This window comes from Aquipseudomonas alcaligenes NBRC 14159 (assembly GCF_000467105.1).
GTDB lineage: Bacteria > Pseudomonadota > Gammaproteobacteria > Pseudomonadales > Pseudomonadaceae > Aquipseudomonas > Aquipseudomonas alcaligenes.
The window spans coordinates 1-23,094 of record NZ_BATI01000054.1; the positions used below are offsets into that span (position 1 = coordinate 1).

The window sequence follows — 23,094 nt, forward strand, 5'->3', positions numbered from 1 at the left end:
CCTTAGAAAAAACAACGGCCTGCATCAGGCAGGCCGTTGTCGATGGAGCACTTGCGCTTACTTCAGTACGGCGATGGCGGCTGCGTAGTTGGGCTCATCGGCGATCTCGCCCACCAGCTCGCTGTGCAGCACCTTGCCCTGCTCGTCCAGCACCACCACGGCACGGGCGGCCACGCCCACCAGCGGGCCGCTGGCGATGGCCACGCCGTAGTCCTTGAGGAAGCTGGCGCCGCGCATGGTCGACAGGTTGACCACGTTGTCCAGGCCTTCGGCGCCGCAGAAGCGCGCCTGGGCGAATGGCAGGTCGGCGGAGATGCACAGCACCACGGTGTTCGGCAGGGCACTGGCCTCGGCATTGAACTTGCGCACGGAGGTGGCGCAGGTCGGGGTGTCGATGCTCGGGAAGATGTTCAGCACCTTGCGCTTGCCGGCCAGGCTGGCCAGGGTCACGTCGGACAGGTCCTTGGCCACCAGGCTGAACGCCGGGGCCTGCTGGCCGGCCTGCGGTAGCTGACCATCGACCTGAACCGGATTGCCCTTGAGAGTTACTTGAGCCATTTGCGAGTTCCTTCAGTGTGTTGATGCCGGGTCACGGCACCCAGCGGTTGAACGGCCGCTAGTGTGACCGGGCGGTGCTGCTCCGGCAACGCCGCCATCAGGCCGAGGCCTGCCGGACCACCTGCGGGTTGGGGTGGAAGAACACGTGTTCGCGGATCGGCCCTACCGCCACTTCACCGATTTCCTCGTAGCCCTGGCGCTTGTAGAACTCCAGGTAATGCAGGTTGCCGGTGTCGAGCACCACGCCCTGCGAGCCGGCATCCTCGGCGCACCAGTCATGCAGGGCACCGAGCAGCTTCTCGCCGAGCTGCTGGCCCTGGAACTGCGGGTGCACGCCAATCAGCGGCAACACGTGGTAGGGCCCCGGCGGCAGGCAGGCGAGCACCGCGTCGTAGTATTCTAGGTAGCGCCGGGTGCAGCGGAAGCCGGTGGTCATCAGCATGCGCAGGCGCCAGCCCCAGCTCTCGGTGATATCCAGACGACGGATCGGCGGCGCGATCAGGGCGATGCCGACCAGGCGCTCCTCGATCACCAGGCCGATGGCCGGCAGCTCCTCGGCAAAATGCTGCTGCACCAGCTCGCGCACGGTGGCGCGCACGCGCTGGTCGAAGCCGGGGCGCTCGCTCTCGAACAGGTAGGCGAAGGTCGGGTCGTGGCGGTAGGCGTGGTACAGCAGCGAGCGGGCCTCGCGGACGCAGCCATGGTCGAGCATGCGGACTTCGGCGTTACGGTGGGGCATCGGGCTGACCTCGGTTGTTATTGGTTTGGCGGGTCGAAGGCCAAGGTAGCACCGCAACCCACCCCCTGCCAGACGCTGGCCGTCGCCGGAGCGCTGGGCTAGCATCGCGGTTTTACCCGCCGGTGCCTTCCCATGAAGATCGTTTCCTTCAATATCAACGGCCTGCGCGCCCGACCTCATCAGCTACAGGCGCTTATCGACAAGCACCAGCCGGATGTCATCGGCCTGCAGGAGACCAAGGTCGCCGACGAGCAGTTCCCCGAGGAAGACATCCGCCAACTCGGCTACCACGTGCACTACCACGGGCAAAAAGGCCACTACGGCGTCGCCCTGCTCTCCCGCGAAGCACCGCTGGAGCTGCACAAGGGTTTCCCCGGCGATGCCGAAGACGCCCAGCGCCGTTTCATCTACGGCACCTTCGCCGATAAACAAGGCAAACCGGTGACCGTGATGAACGGCTACTTCCCCCAGGGCGAGAGCCGCGACCACCCTACCAAGTTTCCCGGCAAGCAGCGGTTCTACGCCGACCTGCAGCAACTGCTGGTTGAGCGCTTCGACCCGGCCCAGGCGCTGGTGGTCATGGGCGACATCAACATAAGCCCGGAAGACTGCGACATCGGTATCGGCGAGCCCAACCGCCTGCGCTGGCTGAAGACCGGCAAGTGCAGCTTCCTGCCCGAGGAGCGCGAGTGGCTGGCGACCCTGAAGAACTGGGGCCTGGTCGACAGCTTCCGCCACCTCAACCCGACCGTGAACGACCGCTTCAGCTGGTTCGACTACCGCAGCCGCGGCTTCGAGGACGAGCCCAAGCGCGGTCTGCGCATCGACGTGATCCTCGCCACCGCCGCCCTGCAGGCGCGCTTCAAGGACGCCGGCATCGACTACGAGCTACGCGGCATGGAAAAACCGTCCGACCACGCGCCGATCTGGCTGGAGCTCAACTAAGCCCGGCCCCCTGCGCGCTGCACAGCAGAAACAAGCCAGCACAAGCGCTGGCTTTTTTATGCTCAGGGCCCATGCCAGAGCGGTGCGCTGTAACCTGACTGCAACTTTATCGACTTATTCTGCGCGGCACTTTCCCCCCCTAGAAGAAGGTCTGCGCCGCATGTCACGCGCACTGCCAGTCAGTGATCGGCAATCCTGCAACCATGCCTACATCTGGTTGATCCTCGGTTTCATCTGCTACGCCCTGCCCTGGTCGGTGTTCGCTGCCGAAGCCACCACCCTGCTGCGCATCCAGGGCTCCAACACCATCGGTGCCAAGCTCGGCCCGGCACTGGTCAGCGGCCTGTTCGAAAGCCAGGGCATGAGCAATGTGCGCATCGCCAAAGGCGCGGAGAACGAGCAGAGCGTGCTGGCCGAGGACAAGCTGGGGCGCACCCTGCAGGTCAACGTCGCGGCTCACGGCTCCGGCACCGGTTTCGTCGCCCTGCAGGACGGCAGCGCCGAGCTGGCCGCTTCCTCGCGGCCGATCAAGGATGCCGAGGCCGCAACGCTGCAGGCTCTGGGCGATATGCGCGGCAGCGCGGCCGAACAGGTGATCGCCATCGACGGTCTGGCCATCATCGTGCACCCACAGAACCCGGTGCAGGCCCTGACCACCGAGCAGCTGGCCGCCGTGTTCGCCGGCGAGATCAAGGACTGGTCGGCCCTCGGCGGCAGGCCCGGGACGATCAGTCTTTACGCCCGCGACGACAAGTCGGGCACCTTCGACACCTTCAAGGAACTGGTGCTGGCCAGCCAGGGCAAGAGCCTGGACGGCGCCGCCAAGCGTTTCGAATCCAGCGACCAGCTGTCCGACAGCGTCAGCCAGGACCCAGGCGGTATCGGCTTCATCGGCCTGCCCTATGTACGCCAGAGCAAGCCGCTGGCGATTGCCGACGGTGATTCGCAGCCCATGCTGCCCAGCACCACGCTGATCGCCACCGAGGACTATCCGCTGTCGCGGCGGCTGTTCCTCTACAACCCGCCGGGTACCACCAACGAGTGGGTGCAGGCGCTGGTACAGTTCGCCCACAGCCCGGCGGGCCAGGCCATCGTGGCCAAGACCGGCTTCATCCCGCAGACCGTGCAGGCGGTGAAGGTCGAGCCCAGCGCGCAGATGCCGGAGCACTACCGCCGGCTGGCCAGCGAAGCGCAGCGCCTGTCGGTGAACTTCCGCTTCCAGGAAGGCAGCGCCGAGCTGGACAACAAGGCCCAGCGCGACCTGGCGCGGGTGCTGGACTATCTCAAGGCCAACGACAAGCTGCGGCAGAAGGCCGTGCTGGTCGGCTTCGGCGACCCGAAGAACGATCCGGCGCGCGCCGCTCTGCTGTCCAAGCTGCGCGCCATGGCCGTGCGTCGCGATCTGGTCAAGGGTGGCGTGATCTTCCGCGACATCACCGGCCTGGGCGAACAGATGCCGGTGGCGGCCAACGATGCCGACGAGGGTCGGGTGAAGAACCGCCGTGTCGAGGTCTGGGTGTACTAACAGCTCCCTCTCCCCCTGGGAGAGGGATGAGGCGGCCCGCGCAGGGTGAGGGACTAAGCCCTCACTCATCGCAACACCCTCACCCCTGGCCCCTCTCCCAAAGGGAGAGGGGGACAGACTTGCGTTTGCCGAACCCGACAGCCGGCTGTAGCCTTGTTCGTGGACGAGCGTAAAAGCGCTCGCCAGTGACGCCGGGCCCCTCTGGCGGCGCCCCCAACGCCGCGATGTCGGAGTCACTGTCTGACCGACAGCGACGGAGGGGCTCATGGAACCGCTACTCGTCTTTCTCACCACTCCCGTACTCGGCACCGCCACCTGGCTGTGGCTGAGCTTCCTCGGCATCGTCATGGCCCTGCTGGTGCTGGACCTCGGCATCCTGCACCGCGACCAGCACGAGATCGAGATGCGCGAAAGCCTGCTGCTGTACAGTGGCTACTTCAGCGTCGGCGTGCTGTTCGGCCTGTGGATCTGGCACGAACTGGGCGCGCAGAGCGCGCTGGAGTTCTACACCGGCTTCCTGGTCGAGCAGTCGCTGTCGATGGACAACGTGTTCGTCATGGCGATGATCTTCGGCTTCTTCGGCATCCCCCGGCGCTACCAGCACCGGGTGCTGTTCTGGGGCATTCTCGGGGTGATCGTGCTGCGCGCCATCATGATCGGCCTGGGCACGGCGCTGGTGCAGGAGTTCGAGTGGCTGCTCTATGTGTTCGGCGCCTTCCTGCTGCTCAGCGGGGTGAAGATGCTGTTCAGCCGCGAGGAGCACCACCCGGACCTGGCGCAGAATCCGCTGCTGCGTTTTCTGCGCCGGCATCTGCGGGTGACCGAGGAGCTGCACGATGGCCACTTCTTCGTGCGCAAGCGGCCGGAAGGCGCCACCCACCACCTGCTCTACGCCACGCCGCTGTTTCTCGCCCTGGTGCTGATCGAGCTGGCCGACCTGGTGTTCGCCGTGGACAGCGTGCCAGCAGTCTTTGCCATCACCCAGGACCCGTTCATCGTCTACACCTCGAACATCTTCGCCATCCTCGGCCTGCGCTCGCTGTACTTCGCCCTGGCGGCGTTGATGCACCGCTTCGTCTATCTCAAGTACGCACTGGCGCTGGTGCTGATCTTCATCGGCGGCAAGATCTTCCTGCATGGTTTCATCGGCAAGATTCCCGCCCTGCTCTCGCTCGGTGTTACCTTCGGCCTGCTGGCCGGCGGCGTACTGCTGTCGCTGCTGAAAACCCGCAATCGCCCGCAGCAGGAGTCCTGATGGACGTACGGATCGACAGGCTGGAGCGCCAGGGCCAGGTGCTCTGGCGAGTGCAGATGGGCCGTCGCAGCCTGATCTTTCACGAGGAGCTGGCGGCGCGCACCTTCGCCGCCCAGCTGCATCTGCGCCTGAGTTGGCTGAACCAGAAGCACCTGGCCGAGGACGGCAAGGAAGGCTGAAACGAACGCAGCGCGGCTCCCCTCTCCCGTTTATGGGAGAGGGGCTGGGGGAGAGGGTAAGCATCCGCAATCCGCCCAAGCCCCCTCTCCCCAAGGGGCGAGGGAGTGGTAGGTGCGCAGCCTGCACCCGATTAGCCAGAAACGACAAGGCCCGCAGATGCGGGCCTCGTGCATTGCCACCGCGGTCAGCGGCTGGCTTTCATCGCTTCGCGCGGCACGTACTTGCCGACTTCGAACTTGCCCACCGCTGCACGGTGCACTTCGTCCGGGCCGTCGGCCAGGCGCAGGGTGCGCTGCATGGCGTACCAGTAGGCCAGCGGGAAGTCGTTGGACACACCGGCGCCGCCGTGGATCTGGATGGCACGGTCGATCACGTTGAGCGCGACATTGGGCGCCACCACCTTGATCTGGGCGATCTCGCTGGCGGCCACCTTGTTGCCCACGGTGTCCATCATGTACGCGGCATTCAGGGTCAGCAGGCGGGCCTGGTTGATCTCGATGCGCGAGTTGGCAATGTGGTCGATGTTGCCGCCCAGACGTGCCAGCGGCTTGCCGAAGGCGGTGCGGCTGACGGCACGCTTGCACATCAGTTCCAGCGCGCGCTCGGCCATGCCGATGGAGCGCATGCAGTGGTGGATACGGCCCGGACCGAGGCGGCCCTGGGCGATCTCGAAGCCGCGGCCCTCGCCGAGCAGCACGTTGTCATAGGGCACGCGCACGTTGTCGAAGATCACTTCGGCATGGCCGTGCGGGGCATCGTCGTAGCCGAATACCGGCAGCGGACGGACGATCTTCACCCCGGGGGTATCGCTCGGCACCAGGATCATCGAGTGCTGCTGGTGGCGCGGCGCGTCCGGGTTGGTCAGGCCCATGAAGATCATGATCTTGCAGCGCGGATCGCAGGCACCGGAAGTCCACCACTTGCGGCCGTTGATCACCCACTCGTCACCCTCGCGGCGGGCGTTGGCCTGCATGTTGGTGGCGTCCGAGGAGGCAACGCCCGGCTCGGTCATGGCGAAGGCGGAACGAATCTCACCGGACAGCAGCGGTTCCAGCCACTGCTTCTTCTGCGCCTCGCTGGCGTAGCGCACCAGGGTCTCCATGTTGCCGGTGTCCGGCGCGGAGCAGTTGAACGGCTCGGCGCCGATCAGCGAGCGGCCCATGATCTCGGCCAGCGGCGCGTATTCCATGTTGGTCAGGCCGGCGCCGTACTCGGATTCCGGCAGGAACAGGTTCCACAGCCCCTCGGCCTTCGCCTTGGCTTTCAGCTCCTCCATGATCGCGGTCGGCTGCCAGCGGTCACCCTCGTTGACCTGCTCTTCGAACACAGCTTCGGCCGGGTAGACATAGGCTTCCATGAACGCGGTGACGCGCTCACGCAGTTCCTGAACCTTGGGGGAATAGGCGAAATCCATGGGGACACCTTGGTGGTTGGCTTCGATGTGGAATGATGCTAGAACAGCACCCACGATTTATCTAAGCTATTTTCCTACCTTATCAACATTCATAAGCAATATGAGATAAGGCTTGAAGCACGGAGAAGACCATGAATCTGAACAAGGTAGACCTCAACCTCTTCATCGTCTTCGACGCTATCTATACCGAGGCCAACCTGACCCGTGCCGGGCAGATCGTCGGCATCACCCAACCGGCGGTGTCCAACGCCCTGGCACGCCTGCGCGAGACCTTCAACGACCCGCTGTTCGTGCGTACCGCGCAGGGCATGGTGCCCACGCCGATGGCGCAGAACATCATCGGCCCGGTACGTAACGCCCTGCAGCTGCTGCGCGTGTCGGTACAGGAAAGCCGCACCTTCGACGCCAAGCAGGCGAACAAGACCTACCGCATCAGCATGACCGACCTCTCCGAGCAGATCCTCCTACCGCCGCTGTTCCAACGCCTGCGCCGCCTGGCCCCGGCGGTGCAGATCGAGAGCTTTCAGGCCAAGCGCCGCGAAACCACCAAGGAACTGGCCGCCGGCCGCCTGGACTTCGCCGTCGACGCCCCGCTCAACACCGACCCGCAGGTGCGCCACGTCAAGCTGATGGAAGACCGCTACGTGTGCGCCATGCGCCCTGGCCACCCACTGGCCAAGGACAAGCTGAGCCTGGACGAGTACCTGTCGCAGGCGCATATCCAGATTTCCAGCCGCCGCAGCGGGCTCGGCTATATCGACCTGTCGCTGGGCAAGATGGGCCTGCAACGCAAGGTGGCACTTCGCTCGCAACACTACCTGATGGCCTCCAGCGTGCTACACAACACCGACATGCTGATGACCGTGCCGGAGCGCTTCGCCCGCCGCCACAACCTGCACCACGTTGACCTGCCAGTGAGCGACGTACCGGCCCTGGAAACCCACCTGTACTGGCACGAAAGCACCGACCAGGACCCGGCCAACCGCTGGATGCGTGAGCAACTGATCGAGCTGGCGCAGCAGATCAGTGCCCAGGAGAAGAAGGCTGCCGAGCCCGCCTGACGGTCAGTCTGTAGGGTGGATGGCCGAAGCCATCCACCACGGTGGACAAGCCTTCGGCGTTGTCCACCCTACGAACTGCCGAACAGGCCTGAGGCTTAGCTCCCTCTCCCTCTGGGAGAGGGCTGGGGAGAGGGAGTGACAGGCAACTCGCAACAAACCTAAGCACCCTCACCCTGCGCGGGCCGCCCTACCCCCTCTCCCAGAAAACCGCAACCCGCCTACAAGCTGCGTGCGATTACCATGCGCTGCACATCGCTGGTGCCTTCGTAGATCTGGCACACCCGCACGTCGCGGTAGATGCGCTCCACCGGGAAGTCCTTGAGGTAGCCGTAGCCGCCCAGGGTCTGGATGGCCGCCGAGCAGACCTTCTCGGCCATCTCCGAGGCAAACAGCTTGGCCATCGAGGCCTCGGTCAGGCAGGGCTGACCGGCTTCGCGCAGCGCGGCGGCGTGATGCACCATCTGCCGCGCCACGGCGATCTGCGTGGCCATGTCGGCTAGGCGGAACGCCACCGCCTGGTGCTCGATGATCGGTTTGCCGAAGGTCTGCCGCTCGCGCGCGTAGTCGCGCGCCGCCTCGAACGCGGCGCGGGCCATGCCCACCGACTGCGCGGCAATGCCAATGCGCCCGCCTTCCAGGTTGCTCAGGGCGATGCGATAGCCCTCGCCCTCCTCGCCCAGGCGCAACGCGGCCGGAATGCGCACCTCGTCGAGCTGGATCTGGCAGGTGTCCGAGGCGTGTTGGCCGAGCTTGTCCTCCACCCGCACCACCGAATAGCCGGGGGTATCGGTCGGCACAATAAAGGCACTGATGCCCTTCTTGCCGGCCGCCGGATCGGTGACGGCAAACACGATCACCATCCCGGCGTGGCTGCCGGAGGTGATGAACTGCTTGGCGCCGCTAAGCACGTAGTGGTCGCCGTCGCGCCGCGCCCGGGTGCGCAGGTCGCTGGCGTCGGAGCCGGCCTGCGGTTCGGTGAGGGCGAAGGCACCGAGCATGGCGCCGCTGGCCAGGGGTTGGAGGAAGCGCTGTTTCTGCTCCTGGCTGCCGAACTTGAGGACGGGCATGCAGCCCACCGAGTTGTGCACGCTCATGATGGTCGAGCAGGCGCCGTCGCCGGCGGCGATCTCCTCCAGGGCCATGGCGTAGGCCAGGTGGCCGGTTTGCGCGCCGCCCCACTCCTCCGGCACCAGCATGCCGAGGAAGCCGAGGTCGGCCATTTCCTTCAAAGCTTCTGCCGGGAAGCGATGCTCGCGGTCCCAGTCGGCGGCGAAGGGTTTCAGCCGCTCCTGGGCGAACTGGCGGGCCATGTCACGGATCAGGATGTCCTGTTCGACGGGAATCATCGGCTCACCTCACTTGGCGGCCATGCGCAGCGCGCCATCCAGACGGATGGTCTCGCCGTTGAGCATGGCGTTCTCGACGATATGCCGGACCAGCGCGGCGTACTCGGCCGGGCGCCCCAGGCGCGGCGGGAACGGCACGTTGGCGGCCAGGGAGTCCTGCACCTCCTGGGGCATGCCGGCCATCATCGGTGTCTCGAAGATGCCGGGGGCGATACACATCACGCGGATGCCCGAGCGCGCCAGGTCACGTGCTGCCGGCAATGTCATGGCCGCTACGCCGCCCTTGGATGCCGAATAGGCGCATTGGCCCATCTGCCCGTCGAAGGCCGCCACCGAGGCGGTGTTGATGATCACCCCGCGCTCACCGCCGTCGTTCGGCTCATTCTTGGCCATGGCCTCGGCGGCCAGGCGCAGCATGTTGAAGCTGCCAATCAGGTTGATCTCGATGGTGCGGCGGAAGCTGTCCAGGCCGTGGGCGCCGTTGCGCCCGATGACCTTCTCGGCCGGCGCTACGCCGGCGCAGTTGACCAGCCCATGCACGGCACCAAAAGCCTGCAGAGCCTCTTCCACAGCGGTGCGGCCGTCGGCCTCGCTGCTGATATCCGCACGCAGGAAACGTGCGCGCTCGCCCAGTTCGGCAGCCGCCTTGGCGCCCGCCTCGGCATTGATGTCCAGCAGCAGCACTTTAGCGCCCTGCGCCACCAGCTCACGGGCGCTGGCCAGGCCGAGGCCGGAGCCACCGCCAGTGATCAGGAATACGGAGTCTTCGATACGCATGCACAGTCCTCGAATCGATGAGGCGTCGGACCCTGCCGACATTGACAGGCAGATTTGCACAGGTTTACGTTAACGTAAAGGTAAACGAGAGCAGGCCATGTCCATCACCTATTCCATCTCCGATCTGGCCCGCGAGCTGGACATCACCACCCGCGCCATCCGCTTCTACGAGGAGCAAGGCATGCTGGTGCCGGAGCGGCGTGGCCAGGAGCGCATCTACCGGCCCAAGGACCTGGTGGCGCTCAAACTGATCCTGCGCGGCAAGCGCATCGGCTTCTCCCTGGCCGAGTGCAAGGAACTGATCGACCTCTACGACCCCAGCAGCGGCAACCGCAAGCAGCTGGAGACCTTCATGGCCAAGATCGCCGCCCGCCGCGCCCAGCTGGAACAGCAGCTGCTCGACATCGAGCAGATGCAGCTGGAGCTCGACAACGCCGAGGAGCGCTGCCTGGCCGCGCTGGCCGCCACCGAATCCGCCGTTTCCTGACTCACAATTACAAGACACAGGTGACCCCATGAGCTACCCAACCCTCAACTTCGGTCTCGGCGAGACCATCGACATGCTGCGCGACTCGGTCCATCAGTTCGCCCAGGCCGAACTGGCCCCGCGCGCCGCGCAGATCGACCGCGACAACGAGTTCCCCATGGACATGTGGCGCAAGTTCGGCGACATGGGCCTGCTCGGCATGACCGTCGAAGAGGAATACGGCGGCACCAACATGGGCTACCTGGCCCACGTGGTGGCGATGGAAGAGATCAGCCGCGCGTCGGCCTCGGTCGGCCTGTCCTACGGCGCCCACTCCAACCTGTGCGTCAACCAGATCCGCAAGAACGGCAGCGAGGCGCAGAAGCAGAAATACCTACCCAAGCTGTGCTCCGGCGAGCACATCGGCGCCCTGGCTATGAGCGAGCCGAATGCCGGCTCCGACGTGGTATCGATGAAACTGCGCGCCGAGAAGCGCGGCGACCGCTACGTGCTCAACGGCAACAAGATGTGGATCACCAACGGCCCGGACGCCCACACCTACGTGATCTACGCCAAGACCGACATCAACGCCGGCTCGCGCGGCATGACCGCGTTTATCGTCGAGCGCGACTACAAGGGCTTCTCCCGCCACCAGAAGCTGGACAAGCTGGGCATGCGCGGCTCCAACACCTGCGAGCTGGTGTTCGAGGACTGCGAAGTGCCGGAGCAGAACATTCTCGGCGCCGAGGGTGCCGGCGTGCGCGTGCTGATGAGCGGCCTGGACTACGAGCGCACCGTGCTCTCCGGCGGCCCGACCGGGATCATGAGCGCCTGCATGGACGTGGTCCTGCCCTACGTGCACGAACGCCAACAGTTCAAGCAGTCGATCGGCGAGTTCCAGCTGGTGCAGGGCAAGCTGGCCGATATGTACGCCGGCATGAACGCCTCCAAGTCCTACCTGTACAACGTCGCCAAGGCCTGCGACCGCGGCGAGGAATCGCGCAAGGACGCCGCCGCGGTGATCCTCTACACCGCCGAGATGGCTACCAAGATGGCCTTGGACACCATCCAGCTGCTGGGCGGCAATGGCTACACCAACGAGTACCCAGCCGGCCGCCTGCTGCGTGACGCCAAACTCTACGAGATCGGCGCCGGCACCAGCGAGATCCGCCGCATGCTGATCGGCCGCGAGCTGTTCAACGAGACGAAATAGCCCTCAAGCAACACGGAAAGTCCCCTCTCTCATTTATGGGAGAGGGCTAGGGAGAGGGGCTCTACGTCGCCTGCACTGCCCTCTCCTCCGGCCCCTCTCCCGTGAACGGGAGAGGGGAGATTTAAAGCACATCGGAGCGCGCCAGATGGCCATCCTGCATACCCAGATCAACACCCGTTCGCCGGAGTTCGCTGCCAACCAGGCGGCCATGCTTACCCAGGTGAACGACCTGCGCGCCCTGCTCGCCCGCGTCCACGAAGGCGGCGGCGCCAAGGCCCAGGAACGCCACACCTCGCGCGGCAAGCTGCTGCCGCGCGAGCGCATCAACCGCCTGCTGGATATCGGCTCGCCCTTCCTCGAAGTCGGCCAGCTGGCCGCCCACGAGGTCTACGGCGAAGAGGTGCCGGCCGCCGGCGTGGTCGCCGGCATCGGCCGGGTGGAAGGCGTCGAGTGCATGATCATCGCCAACGACGCCACGGTGAAAGGCGGCAGCTACTACCCGCTGACCGTGAAGAAGCACCTGCGCGCGCAGACCATTGCCCAGCAGAACCGCCTGCCGTGCATCTATCTGGTCGACTCCGGCGGTGCCAACCTGCCGCGCCAGGAGGAAGTGTTCCCGGACCGCGAGCATTTCGGCCGGATCTTCTTCAACCAGGCCAATATGAGCGCCCAGGGCATCCCGCAGATCGCCGTGGTGATGGGCTCCTGCACCGCCGGCGGCGCCTATGTGCCGGCGATGAGCGACGAGACCATCATGGTGCGCAACCAGGCCACCATCTTCCTCGCCGGCCCGCCCCTGGTGAAAGCCGCCACCGGCGAAGTGGTGACCGCCGAGGAACTGGGTGGCGCCGACGTGCACTGCAAGACCTCCGGCGTGGCCGACCACTATGCCGATGACGACGAGCACGCCCTGGCCCTGGCCCGCCGATGCATCGCTAATCTCAACTGGCGCAAGCTTGGCCAGCTGCAGGCGCGGGAACCGATCGCCCCGCTGTATGGCGCCGAAGAGCTGTACGGAGTGATCCCAGCCGACGCCAAGCAGCCCTTCGATGTGCGCGAGGTGATTTCCCGTGTGGTCGACGGCAGCGAGTTCGATGAATTCAAGGCGCTGTTCGGCACCACGCTGGTCTGCGGCTTCGCCCATATCCACGGCTACCCGGTGGCCATCCTGGCGAACAACGGCATCCTCTTCGCCGAGGCCGCGCAGAAAGGCGCGCACTTCATCGAACTGGCCTGCCAGCGTGGCATCCCTCTGCTGTTCCTGCAGAACATCACCGGCTTCATGGTTGGCAAGAAGTACGAGGAAGGCGGCATCGCCAAGCACGGCGCCAAGCTGGTGACCGCCGTGGCCTGCGCCAAGGTGCCGAAGTTCACCGTGATCATCGGCGGCAGCTTCGGCGCCGGCAACTATGGCATGTGCGGCCGCGCCTACGATCCACGCTTCCTGTGGATGTGGCCCAACGCGCGAATCGGCGTGATGGGTGCCGAGCAGGCTGCCGGCGTGCTGGTACAGGTCAAGCGCGAGCAGGCCGCCCGCGCCGGCCATCCGTTCAGCGACGAGGAAGAGGCGCGTATCAAGCAGCCCATCGTCGCCCAGTACGAGCAGCAGGCCCACGCCTACTACTCCAGCGCCCGCCTGTGGGACGACGGCGTGATCGACCCGGCGCAGACCCGCGACGTCCTCGGCCTGGCCCTGTCCGCCAGCCTCAATGCGCCGATTGAACAGACACAATTCGGTGTATTCCGAATGTGAGCCATTTAATTCCCCTCTCCCGCGGGGAGAGGGAGCACAACCGAGTTGCTTGGAGCCGCCATGACCGACTTCACCACCGTACAGCTGGAAAAAGACCCGCGCGGCTTCGCCACCCTGTGGCTGAACCGCCCGGACAAGAACAACGCCTTCAACGCCGAGATGATCCGTGAGCTGATCCTCGCCATCGATGCAATTGCCGCCGACAAGACCTTGCGCTTCCTGCTGCTGCGCGGGCACGGCAAGCACTTCTCGGCCGGCGCCGACCTGGCCTGGATGCAAGCCAGTGCCAAGCTGGACTACAACGCCAACCTGAATGATGCCCGCGAGCTGGCCGAGCTGATGTACAACCTCAACGGCCTGAAGATACCGACCCTGGCCGTGGTCCAGGGCGCGGCCTTCGGCGGTGCGGTGGGTCTGGTGAGCTGCTGCGATATGGCCATCGGCGCGGAAGACGCACTGTTCTCGCTGTCCGAAGTGCGCATCGGCCTGGCCCCGGCGGTGATCAGCCCCTTTGTGGTCCAGGCCCTTGGCGAGCGCACCGCACGCCGCTATGCGCTGACCGCCGAACGTTTCTCCGGCAGCCGCGCCCGCGAGCTGGGCCTGCTGGCCGAGGCCTACCCGGCCGCCGAGCTGGATGCCCAGATCGAAGCCTGGGTGAACAACCTGTTGCTCAACAGCCCGCAGGCCATGCAGTCCAGCAAGGACCTGCTGCGTGAAGTGGCCTGCGGCGTGCTCAGCCCCAACCTGCGCCGCTACACCGAGAACGCCATCGCCCGCATCCGCGTCAGCCCCGAAGGCCAGGAGGGGCTCAACGCCTTCCTGGAAAAACGCACACCCGCCTGGCAGGAGCAATAAGCATGATGATCCACTCCCTGCACGCCCTGCTCGGCAAAGCGCTGGATAAACGTTCAAACCTCCGGCAGGAGCCGCAAGCATGAGCCGCACGCACATCGACACCCTGCTGGTCGCCAACCGCGGCGAGATCGCCTGCCGGGTGATGCGCACCGCCAAGGCCCAAGGCCTGAAGACCGTGGCCGTGCACAGCGCCATCGACGCAGGCGCCCGCCATGTGCGCGAGGCCGATATGGCGGTCAACCTCGGCGGCGCCAAGCCAGCCGACAGCTACCTGCTGGTCGACAAGATCATCGCCGCGGCCAAGGCCAGCGGCGCCCAGGCCATCCACCCGGGCTACGGCTTCCTCTCGGAGAACGCCGGTTTTGCCCGCGCCATCGAGGCCGCCGGCCTGGTGTTCCTCGGCCCGCCCGCCTCCGCCATCGACGCCATGGGCAGCAAGTCTGCGGCCAAGGCACTGATGGAAGACGCCGGCGTGCCGCTGGTGCCCGGCTACCACGGCGAAGCTCAGGACGTAGAAACCTTCCGCGTCGCCGCCGAACGCATCGGTTACCCGGTACTGCTCAAGGCCGCTGCCGGTGGCGGTGGCAAGGGTATGAAGGTGGTCGAGCGCGAGAGCGAGCTGGCCGAAACCCTGGCATCCGCCCAGCGCGAAGCCCAGTCCGCCTTCGGCGACTCGCGCATGCTGGTGGAGAAATACGTGCTGCAGCCGCGCCACGTGGAGATCCAGGTGTTCGCCGACAGCCACGGCAACTGCCTGTACCTCAACGAGCGCGACTGCTCGATCCAGCGCCGCCACCAGAAGGTGGTCGAAGAAGCCCCGGCCCCGGGCCTCTCCCCCGAGCTGCGCCGCGCCATGGGCGAGGCCGCGGTCAAGGCAGCACAGGCCATCGGCTATGTCGGCGCCGGCACCGTGGAGTTCCTGCTGGATGCCCGCGGCCAGTTCTTCTTCATGGAAATGAACACCCGCCTGCAGGTCGAGCACCCGGTGACCGAAGCCATCACCGGCCTCGACCTGGTGGCCTGGCAGATTCGCGTGGCCCGTGGCGAAGCGCTGCCGATCAGCCAGGAGCAGGTGCCGCTGAATGGCCACGCCATCGAGGTGCGCCTGTACGCCGAGGATACCGATCACGACTTCCTGCCCGCCTCCGGCGACCTCAAGCTGTATCGCGAACCAGTCGCCAGCGAAGGCCGTCGGGTCGACAGCGGCGTGGCCGAGGGCGATACCGTCTCGCCGTTCTACGACCCCATGTTGGCCAAGCTGGTCGCCTGGGGCGAGGACCGCGAACAAGCCCGCCAACGTCTGCTGGCCATGCTGGAAGAAACCGCCGTTGGTGGCTTCGCCAGCAATCTGCCGTTCCTGCGCCGCGTGCTGGCCCATCCGGCCTTCGCCAACGCGGAACTGGATACCGGTTTTATCGGCCGTCATCAGGAACAACTGTTGCCGGCCGTGACCGAGCTACCGGGCGAGTTCTGGCAACTGGCCGCCGAAGCCTGGCTGCACAGCGAAGCGCCGCGCCGCAGCCACGATGACTATCACTCGCCCTGGGCTACCAGCAGCGGCTGGCGTTCCGGCCTGGCGTCGGAAACCGATGTACACCTCGCCAGCGGCGAGCAGCGCCATACCGTGCACCTGCGCGGCCCGACGCAATCGCGCCTGCAGGGCGAGCAACTGTGGACCGAGCAGGACGGCCTACGCCGCGCGCACCGAGCAATTCGCCGGGGCGATGCGCTCTATCTGGAATGGCAGGGGCGCCTGTACGAGGTACGCCGCGTCGACCCGATCGCCGAGGCCGAAGCCAGCCACGCCCAGCACGGCGGGCTGACAGCCCCGATGAACGGCAGTATCGTCCGCGTGCTGGTCGAACCCGGCCAGGCCGTGGCAGCCGGCGCGGCCCTGGTGGTGCTGGAAGCCATGAAGATGGAGCACAGCATCCGCGCCCCCCACGCCGGCACGGTCAAGGCGCTGTACTGTGGCGAAGGCGACATGGTCAGCGAAGGCGCTGCATTGGTAGAGCTGGAAGAAATCCCTGCCTAGCACGGACAGTTCCCTCTCCCCCCGGGAGAGGGTTAGGGTGAGGGCATCACAGGCGACTCCACTCCCTCACCCTACGCGTGCCGCCCCGCCCTCTCCCGGGTGCCGAACTATTCTCACGAGGTATTTCATGAACCTGCCGCAACACGTCCGCCTGGTCGAAGTCGGCCCGCGCGACGGCCTGCAGAACGAGAAACAGCCGATCAGCGTGGCCGACAAGGTACGCTTGACCGACGACCTGAGCGCCGCCGGCCTGAGCTATATCGAGGTGGGCAGCTTCGTCTCGCCCAAGTGGGTGCCGCAGATGGCCGGCAGCGCCGAGGTATTCGCCGGTATCCAGTACAAGCCCGGCGTGGTCTACGGCGCCCTCACCCCCAACCTCAAGGGCTTCGAGGCTGCCGTGGAAGCAGGAGTTAAGGAAGTCGCGGTATTTGCCGCTGCCTCCGAGGCCTTCTCCCAGCGCAACATCAACTGCTCGATCGCCGAGAGCCTGGAGCGTTTCATTCCGGTGATGGAAGCGGCCAAGTCTCACGGCATCACCGTGCGTGGCTATGTCTCATGCGTGCTCGGTTGCCCCTACGAGGGCGAAGTGGCGCCTGAGCAGGTCGCCGCGGTGGCGCGCGAGCTGCTGGCCATGGGCTGCTACGAGGTGTCCCTGGGCGACACCATCGGCACCGGTACCGCCGGCAAGACCCGCACCCTGTTCGAGGTGGTCGGCCGCGATATCCCGCGCGACAAGCTGGCCGGGCACTTCCACGACACCTACGGCCAGGCCCTGGCGAACATCTACGCCAGCCTGCTGGAAGGCATCGCCGTGTTCGACAGCTCGGTCGCAGGTTTGGGCGGCTGCCCCTATGCCAAGGGCGCCACCGGTAACGTCGCCACCGAGGACGTGCTCTATCTGCTCAACGGCCTGGGCATAGCAACCGGCATCGACATGGACAAGCTCATCGCTGCCGGTCAACGCATCTGCGAGGTACTCGGCAAGCCCAACGGCTCGCGAGTTGCCAGGGCCAGACAGGCTTAGCCAAGGCAGGCACGGACAGTCCCCTCTCCCATTTATGGGAGACGACTGCAGGGATGCAGGAGCAGGACGCTCGAACCGAGGGTTAGGGAGAGGGAAAGCGCTCGGGTAGCCCGGATGCAATCCGGGGAGAAACCACCCACACCTAACCCTGTCAGCTTTTCCTGACAGGCTGTAAAGCGCGCAGCGCCCGCCATCGCTGCACCGTAGTGCCCACGCCACAGCGGCGTAGCTCAAAGGCAGGCCGACCGACGGCAGCGGCTATGGCCGCCTCCGGACAACACTTTAGGCTGTGCCATCCGCCGCCTCAGGGCTGGCGCGAACGACAAGAACCATCGAGGAATCGAGATGCAACAACCGCTCTGGGCGCCCTCCGCCGAACGCATCGCCGCCACCCGCATGGATGCCTTCCGCCGCTTCGTCAACCAGCGCCACGCCCTGCAACTGGCCGACTACCCCGCCCTGCACGCCTGGAGCGTGGCGCAGCGCGAGGCGTTCTGGCAGGCCATCGTCGACTTCTTCGAGGTGCGTTTTACCCAGCAGCCAGACGCGGTTCTGCGCGAAGGTCCAGCCATGCCCAGCGCGCACTGGTTCCCCGGCGCCACCCTGAACTTCGCCGAGCACCTGCTGCGCCGCCGCGACGAGCATCCGGCGCTGGTCGCCATTGGCGAGGACGGCTCGCGCGAGCAGCTCTCCTATGCCGAACTGGCCGCCCATGTCGCCGGCCTGCAACAGAGCCTCAAGGCCGCCGGTGTCGGCATCGGTGATCGCGTGGCTGCCTTTATGCCCAACACCTGGCAGACGGTAGTCGGCATGCTCGCCACCGCCAGCCTCGGCGCCACCTGGTCGTCCTGCTCGCCGGACTTCGGCACCCAGGGCGTGATCGACCGCTTCGGTCAGATCGAACCCAAGGTGCTGATCGCCGCCGCCGGCTACCGCTACGCCGGCAAGAACCTCGACCTGACCGCCAAGCTCAACGAAATCCTCGAGCGCCTGCCCTCGCTGCAGCAACTGGTGGTGATGCCCTACTCCAACCCGACAGCCGGGGCCGGCGACTTCCGCAGCGCCGCCCGCGTCAGCCTGTGGCAGGACTTCTACCAGGCCGGCGGTGAACCGCAGTTCACCCCGGTGTCCTTCGAGCAGCCGCTGTACATCCTCTATTCCAGCGGCACCACGGGCGTGCCCAAGTGCATCGTCCACGGTGTCGGTGGCACCCTGCTGCAACACGTCAAGGAACTGGGCCTGCATACCGACCTGACGGCCGACGACACGCTGTTCTACTACACCACCTGCGGCTGGATGATGTGGAACTGGCTGGTCTCAGGGTTAGCCTTGGGCGCCAGCCTGGTGCTGTTCGACGGTTCGCCGTTCCACCCAGGTGCCGAGCGCCTGATCGACCTGATCGACGCCGAGAACATCAGCATCTTCGGTACCAGCGCCAAGTTCATCGCCGCACTGGAAAAGGCCGGCGCCAAGCCGCGCGAGACGCACAAGCTGAGCCGCCTGAAGGCCATCCTCTCCACCGGCTCGCCGCTGGCACACGAGAGCTTCGAGTACGTCTACCGCGACATCAATGCGGACCTCTGCCTGTCCTCCATCTCCGGCGGCACCGACATCGTCTCCTGCTTCGCCCTCGGCAACCCGACCCTGCCGGTGTGGCGCGGCGAGCTGCAGTGCAAGGGCCTGGGCATGGATGTGCAGGTGTGGAACGAGGCCGGCCAGCCGGTCATCGCTGAGAAAGGCGAGCTGGTCTGCGCCCACCACTTCCCGTCGATGCCGGTCGGCTTCTGGAAGGACGCCGATGGCGAGAAATTCCGTAGCGCCTACTTCGACACCTTCCCCGGCATCTGGGCCCACGGCGACTACGCCGAAATCACCGAACACGATGGTCTAGTGATCCACGGCCGCTCCGACGCCGTGCTCAATCCCGGCGGCGTACGCATCGGCACCGCCGAGATCTACCGCCAGGTAGAAAAGGTCGAGCAGGTGCTGGAATCCATCGCCATCGGCCAGGAGTGGGACGGCGATGTGCGCGTGGTGCTGTTCGTGCGCCTGCGTGACGGCGTGGCGCTGAGCGACGAACTGCAGGCACAGATCCGCCAGGTGATCCGCGCCAACACCACGCCGCGCCATGTACCGGCCAGGATCATCGCCGTCGCCGACATCCCGCGCACCATCAGCGGCAAGATCGTCGAGCTGGCCGTGCGCAACGTGGTGCACGGCAAGCCGGTGAAGAACACCGATGCCCTGGCCAACCCGCAGGCACTTGAGCTGTATCGCGATCTGCCGCAACTGCAGTCATGAGCCGGTAAGCGACACCCTAAGGGCAATGGACTGCCACTCCAGCATCTATAGTGGATGCGCATAATCCGGACAGGATGTTCCTGATGCAGATGGTTTTCTGCCTGCTGGTTGCCTTGCTGTATGTCGGCGGCGTGGCCGCTGACGAACCACTGGCCTTGCATATGCCGGACGCCCCGCCGCTGACCCTGTACCACGACGAGCGCGGCCACGGCATAGTCGGCGACATCACGCTCGCAGCCATCACCCTCAGCGGCCGAACGGCACGCATCGTCGACGAGCCCTGGGCCAGAGCCCAGGTGAACGTCGCCAGCGGCCAGAATCAACTGATCATCCCGCTGTCGCGCACCCCGGAGCGTGAGCAACGCTACACCTGGATCGTCCCGATCATGCCGCTGGAGCGCGCCTTCTTCAGCCTCGACGAACCTGTCAGCAGCTTCGCGCATGCACGCCAGCGCTACCGACGTATCGGCGTCGGGCTCGGCACCGCCCAGGTGGAAATCCTGCGGCGCGAGGGCTTCGCCGACGAGCAGATCATCCAGCTCAAACTGGGCGAAAACCCGGCCATCCTGCTCGAGCGCGGGCGTCTCGATGCCTGGTTCACCGGGATTCCGGAGGCGCTGTACATCTGGCACAAATCGTCGGAACAACGCCGCAAGCTTTATCAGAGCCCGGTCCTGGCCAGCACCGACCTGTACCTGGCCTGCTCCAGGACCTGCGACCTGCAGATCGTCGAGCAACTGCGGGCCGCCGTGCTGCAACTGGAGTCCAGCGGCGTCAGCCCGCGCCTGCGCCAGGCCTATCTACCCGAGCTCGATCGACGGTGAGCATCCAGCCCACGCTGCCAGGCCTATAGAACAGATCATCCACGCCGCAGGCCTGCGCCGGCTTGAGCAAAACGCCAGCACTGGGGCAGACTGCGACTACCCCGCACAACCCCGGTGACAATATGGACGTTGTCAAAACCCTCAAGCCCGGCAAACCCGGCACCAAGCGCTTGCAAGAACGCTACGGCGAGCAACTCGTCGCCGTCCGCTACCGCCTCGACCGAAAAACCAACACCCACTACACCACGGTCGAGCTCATCGTCGAACAAAAGTACGCCCTGTACAAAACCCCGCCACCCGCTCCCACACCTCCGGTAGCCCTGCGCATCTTCCGCCACGAGAACGACCTCCAGCGACTGATCAGAAGCGCCGGCGGCAAGTGGGACCGCGAGAATCAGGTATGGCTGATCGAGCGAAGCGAGGCCGAGAGGCTGGGGTTGGCGGAACGGATCATCTGGACATAATGGCTATATATGGACATCAAGATGCCTAGTAATAGCCACAAACACCCAGTATCGGACATTATGCCTACCCCTAGGCATGTCGTATAAACACTAGTTAGGCTTCGCAGATGCCAAAATCCAGAAAAATTAAATTCAGCCAGCATCTTCGAATATCAAGCTACGCACTTATAATATTTGCAGTGGTTATTTTTTTAGCCACCCACAAAACACCCCCATTAAAAAATGAACTTATAGTAGCCCACGGAGAGGCGCTTAATATTAAAGAAATCCGTGGGAAATATGGAGGTACGGGATTTTCATTTTCCCTATCTACGGACTCCAAAAAATATGTATTTACGGCTTACGGCATAGATTATGAAAATATCCTTAGCGAACTCAGGAAGAGCCATCGCGTAGCCGTTAGAATTCTAACTTCTAAGTCGGGAAATAAATACGAACTCAGCCAGGAAAAGACCTTTCCTGTATATGAAATAAAAATTGATAACGGTCAAGAAATAACGTACGAGAAGCTTTCTAAATCATGGGAAAAATCAAGAATCTCAACCATGTCCTACGCAGCACTAGGTGTAGCAATAGGACTGTTCTTGATCATTGCTACCTTTCTTTCTGTACGCCACCAGCCTAACTAGTGGTTCAAGTCGTTCGCTTCGCTCACTGGGGACCGGCTAAAGCCGGCCCCTTAACCAAACGTTATACGAACCAACCCTGAGACATATTCATGGCAAAAGTAAGCAATCCCCTTTCAGTCGTAGCCATCTTTTCCACACTCGCAGAAGGGTTCGCCACAATATCGCTCATAAATTTGCCACCTGAAATTCAAGAAACTTTTGTCTATTTTGTAATGGCATTTCCAGTCCTTATTGTTGCCGTATTCTTTGCCATCTTGAATTGGAATCATACAGTTCTATATGCACCAGGAGATTTCGAGAACGAGGAAATGTTTCTTGAGTCCCAAAGATTTAAGGAAGCAGTAAAATCTGAAGTAATAGGCAGCGTAACATCTGCAATAGGCGCAGAAATAACATTGTCTGCAGAGCAGGTACAGAGAATCACCGAGAAAGTTGGTGGCGCGGTCGAGCAAGCATCAATGGACTCTCGAAAGGAGAAGATTCTCAGCATCCTTGCGGAGGGAGAAAAACCCACGCTCGAAATTTACGAAAAAATGGGTGTCAGCAAAGTTTACGTCTATAGGCTTCTTAGTGAATTACTTACAGAAGGCCAAATAATTCAACGCAAAGAAGGGAGAAACGCATTTTGGTCCATTCCAAGCTAAAGTACGGCCTCGTATAACAATGCGCTCAACTATCGCTCACTCCGTTCGCTGGACAGCCAAAAGCTACGCTTTTGTCTGCCCGTTAGCTTAATCGTTAGGCCCTTCAGGGGAAATCTATGATATTCGCCGAAATGGAGTACCCAAAAGAATATTGGGAGTTTCATGAAGAGCTAAAGCAGTAGCTATCTCAACACTTCTAGAGTGTCGAGCATGGATTGCAAACTGACTCTTGGTTTTGGATACATATAGAGAAAAACAAGGTCGTTATAGATACATTTTCATCAATGAAGCATCAAGTCAAATCCGCCGAGCCAGGTGCGCACGTTCAACAAGTCATCAGTGTGCTTCAGAACAAGTACAAAGTTAATGTTTATTCAGCTCCAGAACTGGAAGGGCATGAAGACTGCTTATAAGCTGGCCCGCAGCAACGAGCCTAACTACTGGCTCAAGTCGTTCGCTCCGCTCACTCGGGACCGGCATAGCCGGCCCCTTAGCCAAACGTTAGGGCAAAGGAATAAACTATGGAACCCCAATACTCCATTCGCTTTACTGGAAAGTTCCTGAACCCAAGCGAGCAAGTCGCTATAGAAAATCTTGCTTCATTTTTCCCAAGCCTGAAGATTGAAGAAATAGAGCCGCTAATAAAAAACAAAATGATATTCAAGAAATCCATAGATCTCACCCTTGCAAATAAAATTAAATCTAAATTTGAGCAAGCTGGTGCTGAATGCTTAATTTTTACAGAAAGCCCAGAAAGCTCTCAATCTACTCAAGAGAAGGAGGCTATAAGCCTCGCGAACAGTAACAGCGATAAGAAATCCGGAATACTCATTATAGCTGCCTCTATCTTTCTTATCCTATGTACGTTCCTGCTCTCTAACGGCTACGACCCAAGAGGTGGATTACTCTGGAGCTTAAGCGAAAGCATGTACCTTTACGAAGGTTATCCGTTCGGATGCAGTGAGATTAAGTATCACGGTGGCGGAGCTCATAGAACCCCAGATGGAAAACTATCGCTCGACATCTCTTCAATGACTACAACAGGCGGTTGCGCTGACTCATTGCGTATAGAAATCTCTACTAGGG

22 protein-coding genes are annotated in these 23,094 nt (G+C 63.5%); 17 read left to right on the top strand and 5 right to left on the bottom strand.

Annotated features, from left to right (window positions below; genetic code table 11):
• Positions 1–57: 57 nt before the first annotated feature.
• Positions 58–558, bottom strand: coding sequence for a thiol peroxidase (gene tpx, locus PA6_RS20870; RefSeq protein WP_021702980.1), 501 nt, complete (start codon positions 556–558; stop codon positions 58–60).
• Between the two features lie 97 nt (positions 559–655).
• Positions 656–1,297, bottom strand: a complete 642-nt coding sequence (locus PA6_RS20875) for a GNAT family N-acetyltransferase (protein ID WP_021702981.1) — start codon at positions 1,295–1,297, stop codon at positions 656–658.
• Positions 1,298–1,429: 132 nt separating this feature from the next.
• Between PA6_RS20875 and xthA the strand changes: the two genes are divergently transcribed.
• From xthA to PA6_RS20895, 4 genes are all read left to right on the top strand, one after another.
• A complete protein-coding gene (gene xthA / locus PA6_RS20880) occupies positions 1,430–2,242 on the top strand; it encodes an exodeoxyribonuclease III (RefSeq protein WP_021702982.1) in 813 nt (270 codons plus the stop codon).
• Between the two features lie 160 nt (positions 2,243–2,402).
• A complete protein-coding gene (locus PA6_RS20885) occupies positions 2,403–3,767 on the top strand; it encodes a substrate-binding domain-containing protein (RefSeq protein WP_021702983.1) in 1,365 nt (454 codons plus the stop codon).
• Positions 3,768–4,032: 265 nt separating this feature from the next.
• Entirely contained in the window at positions 4,033–5,022 is a 990-nt protein-coding gene (locus PA6_RS20890) for a TerC family protein (RefSeq protein ID WP_021702984.1), read from the top strand.
• On the top strand, positions 5,022–5,201 hold the full coding sequence (locus PA6_RS20895; protein WP_021702985.1) for a hypothetical protein: 180 nt from the start codon (positions 5,022–5,024) through the stop codon (positions 5,199–5,201). The genes PA6_RS20890 and PA6_RS20895 overlap by 1 nt, the downstream gene beginning before the upstream one ends.
• A gap of 185 nt (positions 5,202–5,386) precedes the next feature.
• Here PA6_RS20895 and PA6_RS20900 read toward each other — a convergent pair whose 3' ends face one another.
• Entirely contained in the window at positions 5,387–6,616 is a 1,230-nt protein-coding gene (locus PA6_RS20900; RefSeq protein ID WP_021702986.1) for an acyl-CoA dehydrogenase, read from the bottom strand.
• Between the two features lie 131 nt (positions 6,617–6,747).
• Between PA6_RS20900 and PA6_RS20905 the strand changes: the two genes are divergently transcribed.
• The gene (locus tag PA6_RS20905) at positions 6,748–7,677 is read left to right on the top strand and encodes a LysR family transcriptional regulator (protein ID WP_021702987.1); all 930 of its coding nucleotides are present in this window, start codon (positions 6,748–6,750) and stop codon (positions 7,675–7,677) included.
• A gap of 218 nt (positions 7,678–7,895) precedes the next feature.
• On the opposite strand, the gene PA6_RS20910 is transcribed toward PA6_RS20905, so the two are convergent.
• Together PA6_RS20910 and PA6_RS20915 are read right to left on the bottom strand one after the other, a co-directional pair.
• Positions 7,896–9,023 (bottom strand): acyl-CoA dehydrogenase family protein, encoded by a 1,128-nt coding sequence (locus PA6_RS20910; protein WP_021702988.1) that lies wholly within the window; start codon positions 9,021–9,023, stop codon positions 7,896–7,898.
• A 9-nt stretch (positions 9,024–9,032) separates the two neighbouring features.
• Positions 9,033–9,800, bottom strand: a complete 768-nt coding sequence (locus tag PA6_RS20915; protein ID WP_021702989.1) for a 3-hydroxyacyl-CoA dehydrogenase — start codon at positions 9,798–9,800, stop codon at positions 9,033–9,035.
• 97 nt (positions 9,801–9,897) lie between these two features.
• On the opposite strand from PA6_RS20915, the gene PA6_RS20920 reads away from it, so the two are divergent.
• The 12 genes from PA6_RS20920 to PA6_RS23625 all read left to right on the top strand — a co-directional run.
• On the top strand, positions 9,898–10,287 hold the full coding sequence (locus PA6_RS20920) for a MerR family transcriptional regulator (RefSeq protein ID WP_021702990.1): 390 nt from the start codon (positions 9,898–9,900) through the stop codon (positions 10,285–10,287).
• Positions 10,288–10,315: 28 nt separating this feature from the next.
• Positions 10,316–11,479, top strand: coding sequence for an isovaleryl-CoA dehydrogenase (locus PA6_RS20925; protein WP_021702991.1), 1,164 nt, complete (start codon positions 10,316–10,318; stop codon positions 11,477–11,479).
• 145 nt (positions 11,480–11,624) lie between these two features.
• On the top strand, positions 11,625–13,232 hold the full coding sequence (locus PA6_RS20930; RefSeq protein WP_021702992.1) for a carboxyl transferase domain-containing protein: 1,608 nt from the start codon (positions 11,625–11,627) through the stop codon (positions 13,230–13,232).
• Between the two features lie 60 nt (positions 13,233–13,292).
• Positions 13,293–14,087 carry a gamma-carboxygeranoyl-CoA hydratase gene (locus tag PA6_RS20935; protein WP_021702993.1) on the top strand — a complete coding sequence of 265 codons (795 nt, stop codon included), beginning with the start codon at positions 13,293–13,295 and terminating at the stop codon, positions 14,085–14,087.
• Positions 14,088–14,166: 79 nt separating this feature from the next.
• Entirely contained in the window at positions 14,167–16,122 is a 1,956-nt protein-coding gene (locus PA6_RS20940; protein ID WP_021702994.1) for an acetyl/propionyl/methylcrotonyl-CoA carboxylase subunit alpha, read from the top strand.
• Positions 16,123–16,249: 127 nt separating this feature from the next.
• The gene (locus tag PA6_RS20945) at positions 16,250–17,146 is read left to right on the top strand and encodes a hydroxymethylglutaryl-CoA lyase (RefSeq protein ID WP_021702995.1); all 897 of its coding nucleotides are present in this window, start codon (positions 16,250–16,252) and stop codon (positions 17,144–17,146) included.
• A 345-nt stretch (positions 17,147–17,491) separates the two neighbouring features.
• Positions 17,492–19,447 carry an acetoacetate--CoA ligase gene (locus PA6_RS20950; RefSeq protein ID WP_021702996.1) on the top strand — a complete coding sequence of 652 codons (1,956 nt, stop codon included), beginning with the start codon at positions 17,492–17,494 and terminating at the stop codon, positions 19,445–19,447.
• Positions 19,448–19,530: 83 nt separating this feature from the next.
• Complete coding sequence (locus PA6_RS20955) at positions 19,531–20,271, top strand: substrate-binding periplasmic protein (protein ID WP_021702997.1); 741 nt, start codon at positions 19,531–19,533, stop codon at positions 20,269–20,271.
• Positions 20,272–20,393: 122 nt separating this feature from the next.
• Entirely contained in the window at positions 20,394–20,735 is a 342-nt protein-coding gene (locus tag PA6_RS20960; protein ID WP_021702998.1) for a hypothetical protein, read from the top strand.
• A 107-nt stretch (positions 20,736–20,842) separates the two neighbouring features.
• A complete protein-coding gene (locus PA6_RS23615; RefSeq protein WP_021702999.1) occupies positions 20,843–21,364 on the top strand; it encodes a hypothetical protein in 522 nt (173 codons plus the stop codon).
• Positions 21,365–21,453: 89 nt separating this feature from the next.
• Entirely contained in the window at positions 21,454–22,008 is a 555-nt protein-coding gene (locus PA6_RS23620) for a winged helix-turn-helix domain-containing protein (RefSeq protein WP_021703000.1), read from the top strand.
• A 521-nt stretch (positions 22,009–22,529) separates the two neighbouring features.
• Positions 22,530–23,094, top strand: a 565-nt coding sequence (locus PA6_RS23625) for a hypothetical protein (protein ID WP_021703001.1), incomplete at its 3' end; no start/stop codon positions are given.

Excerpts from the sequence above, each read along its gene's own strand:
- PA6_RS23615 (WP_021702999.1), top strand. The coding sequence starts at position 20,843 with ATGCCAAAATCCAGAAAAATTAAATTCAGCCAGCATCTTCGAATATCA.
- PA6_RS20915 (WP_021702989.1), bottom strand. The coding sequence starts at position 9,800 with ATGCGTATCGAAGACTCCGTATTCCTGATCACTGGCGGTGGCTCCGGC.
- xthA (WP_021702982.1), top strand. The coding sequence starts at position 1,430 with ATGAAGATCGTTTCCTTCAATATCAACGGCCTGCGCGCCCGACCTCAT.
- PA6_RS20955 (WP_021702997.1), top strand. The coding sequence starts at position 19,531 with ATGCAGATGGTTTTCTGCCTGCTGGTTGCCTTGCTGTATGTCGGCGGC.
- PA6_RS20910 (WP_021702988.1), bottom strand. The coding sequence starts at position 9,023 with ATGATTCCCGTCGAACAGGACATCCTGATCCGTGACATGGCCCGCCAG.
- PA6_RS20960 (WP_021702998.1), top strand. The coding sequence starts at position 20,394 with ATGGACGTTGTCAAAACCCTCAAGCCCGGCAAACCCGGCACCAAGCGC.
- tpx (WP_021702980.1), bottom strand. The coding sequence starts at position 558 with ATGGCTCAAGTAACTCTCAAGGGCAATCCGGTTCAGGTCGATGGTCAG.
- PA6_RS20875 (WP_021702981.1), bottom strand. The coding sequence starts at position 1,297 with ATGCCCCACCGTAACGCCGAAGTCCGCATGCTCGACCATGGCTGCGTC.
- PA6_RS20890 (WP_021702984.1), top strand. The coding sequence starts at position 4,033 with ATGGAACCGCTACTCGTCTTTCTCACCACTCCCGTACTCGGCACCGCC.
- PA6_RS20950 (WP_021702996.1), top strand. The coding sequence starts at position 17,492 with ATGCAACAACCGCTCTGGGCGCCCTCCGCCGAACGCATCGCCGCCACC.
- PA6_RS20940 (WP_021702994.1), top strand. The coding sequence starts at position 14,167 with ATGAGCCGCACGCACATCGACACCCTGCTGGTCGCCAACCGCGGCGAG.
- PA6_RS20920 (WP_021702990.1), top strand. The coding sequence starts at position 9,898 with ATGTCCATCACCTATTCCATCTCCGATCTGGCCCGCGAGCTGGACATC.
- PA6_RS20885 (WP_021702983.1), top strand. The coding sequence starts at position 2,403 with ATGTCACGCGCACTGCCAGTCAGTGATCGGCAATCCTGCAACCATGCC.
- PA6_RS20900 (WP_021702986.1), bottom strand. The coding sequence starts at position 6,616 with ATGGATTTCGCCTATTCCCCCAAGGTTCAGGAACTGCGTGAGCGCGTC.
- PA6_RS20905 (WP_021702987.1), top strand. The coding sequence starts at position 6,748 with ATGAATCTGAACAAGGTAGACCTCAACCTCTTCATCGTCTTCGACGCT.
- PA6_RS20935 (WP_021702993.1), top strand. The coding sequence starts at position 13,293 with ATGACCGACTTCACCACCGTACAGCTGGAAAAAGACCCGCGCGGCTTC.
- PA6_RS20895 (WP_021702985.1), top strand. The coding sequence starts at position 5,022 with ATGGACGTACGGATCGACAGGCTGGAGCGCCAGGGCCAGGTGCTCTGG.
- PA6_RS20945 (WP_021702995.1), top strand. The coding sequence starts at position 16,250 with ATGAACCTGCCGCAACACGTCCGCCTGGTCGAAGTCGGCCCGCGCGAC.
- PA6_RS20925 (WP_021702991.1), top strand. The coding sequence starts at position 10,316 with ATGAGCTACCCAACCCTCAACTTCGGTCTCGGCGAGACCATCGACATG.
- PA6_RS23620 (WP_021703000.1), top strand. The coding sequence starts at position 21,454 with ATGGCAAAAGTAAGCAATCCCCTTTCAGTCGTAGCCATCTTTTCCACA.
- PA6_RS20930 (WP_021702992.1), top strand. The coding sequence starts at position 11,625 with ATGGCCATCCTGCATACCCAGATCAACACCCGTTCGCCGGAGTTCGCT.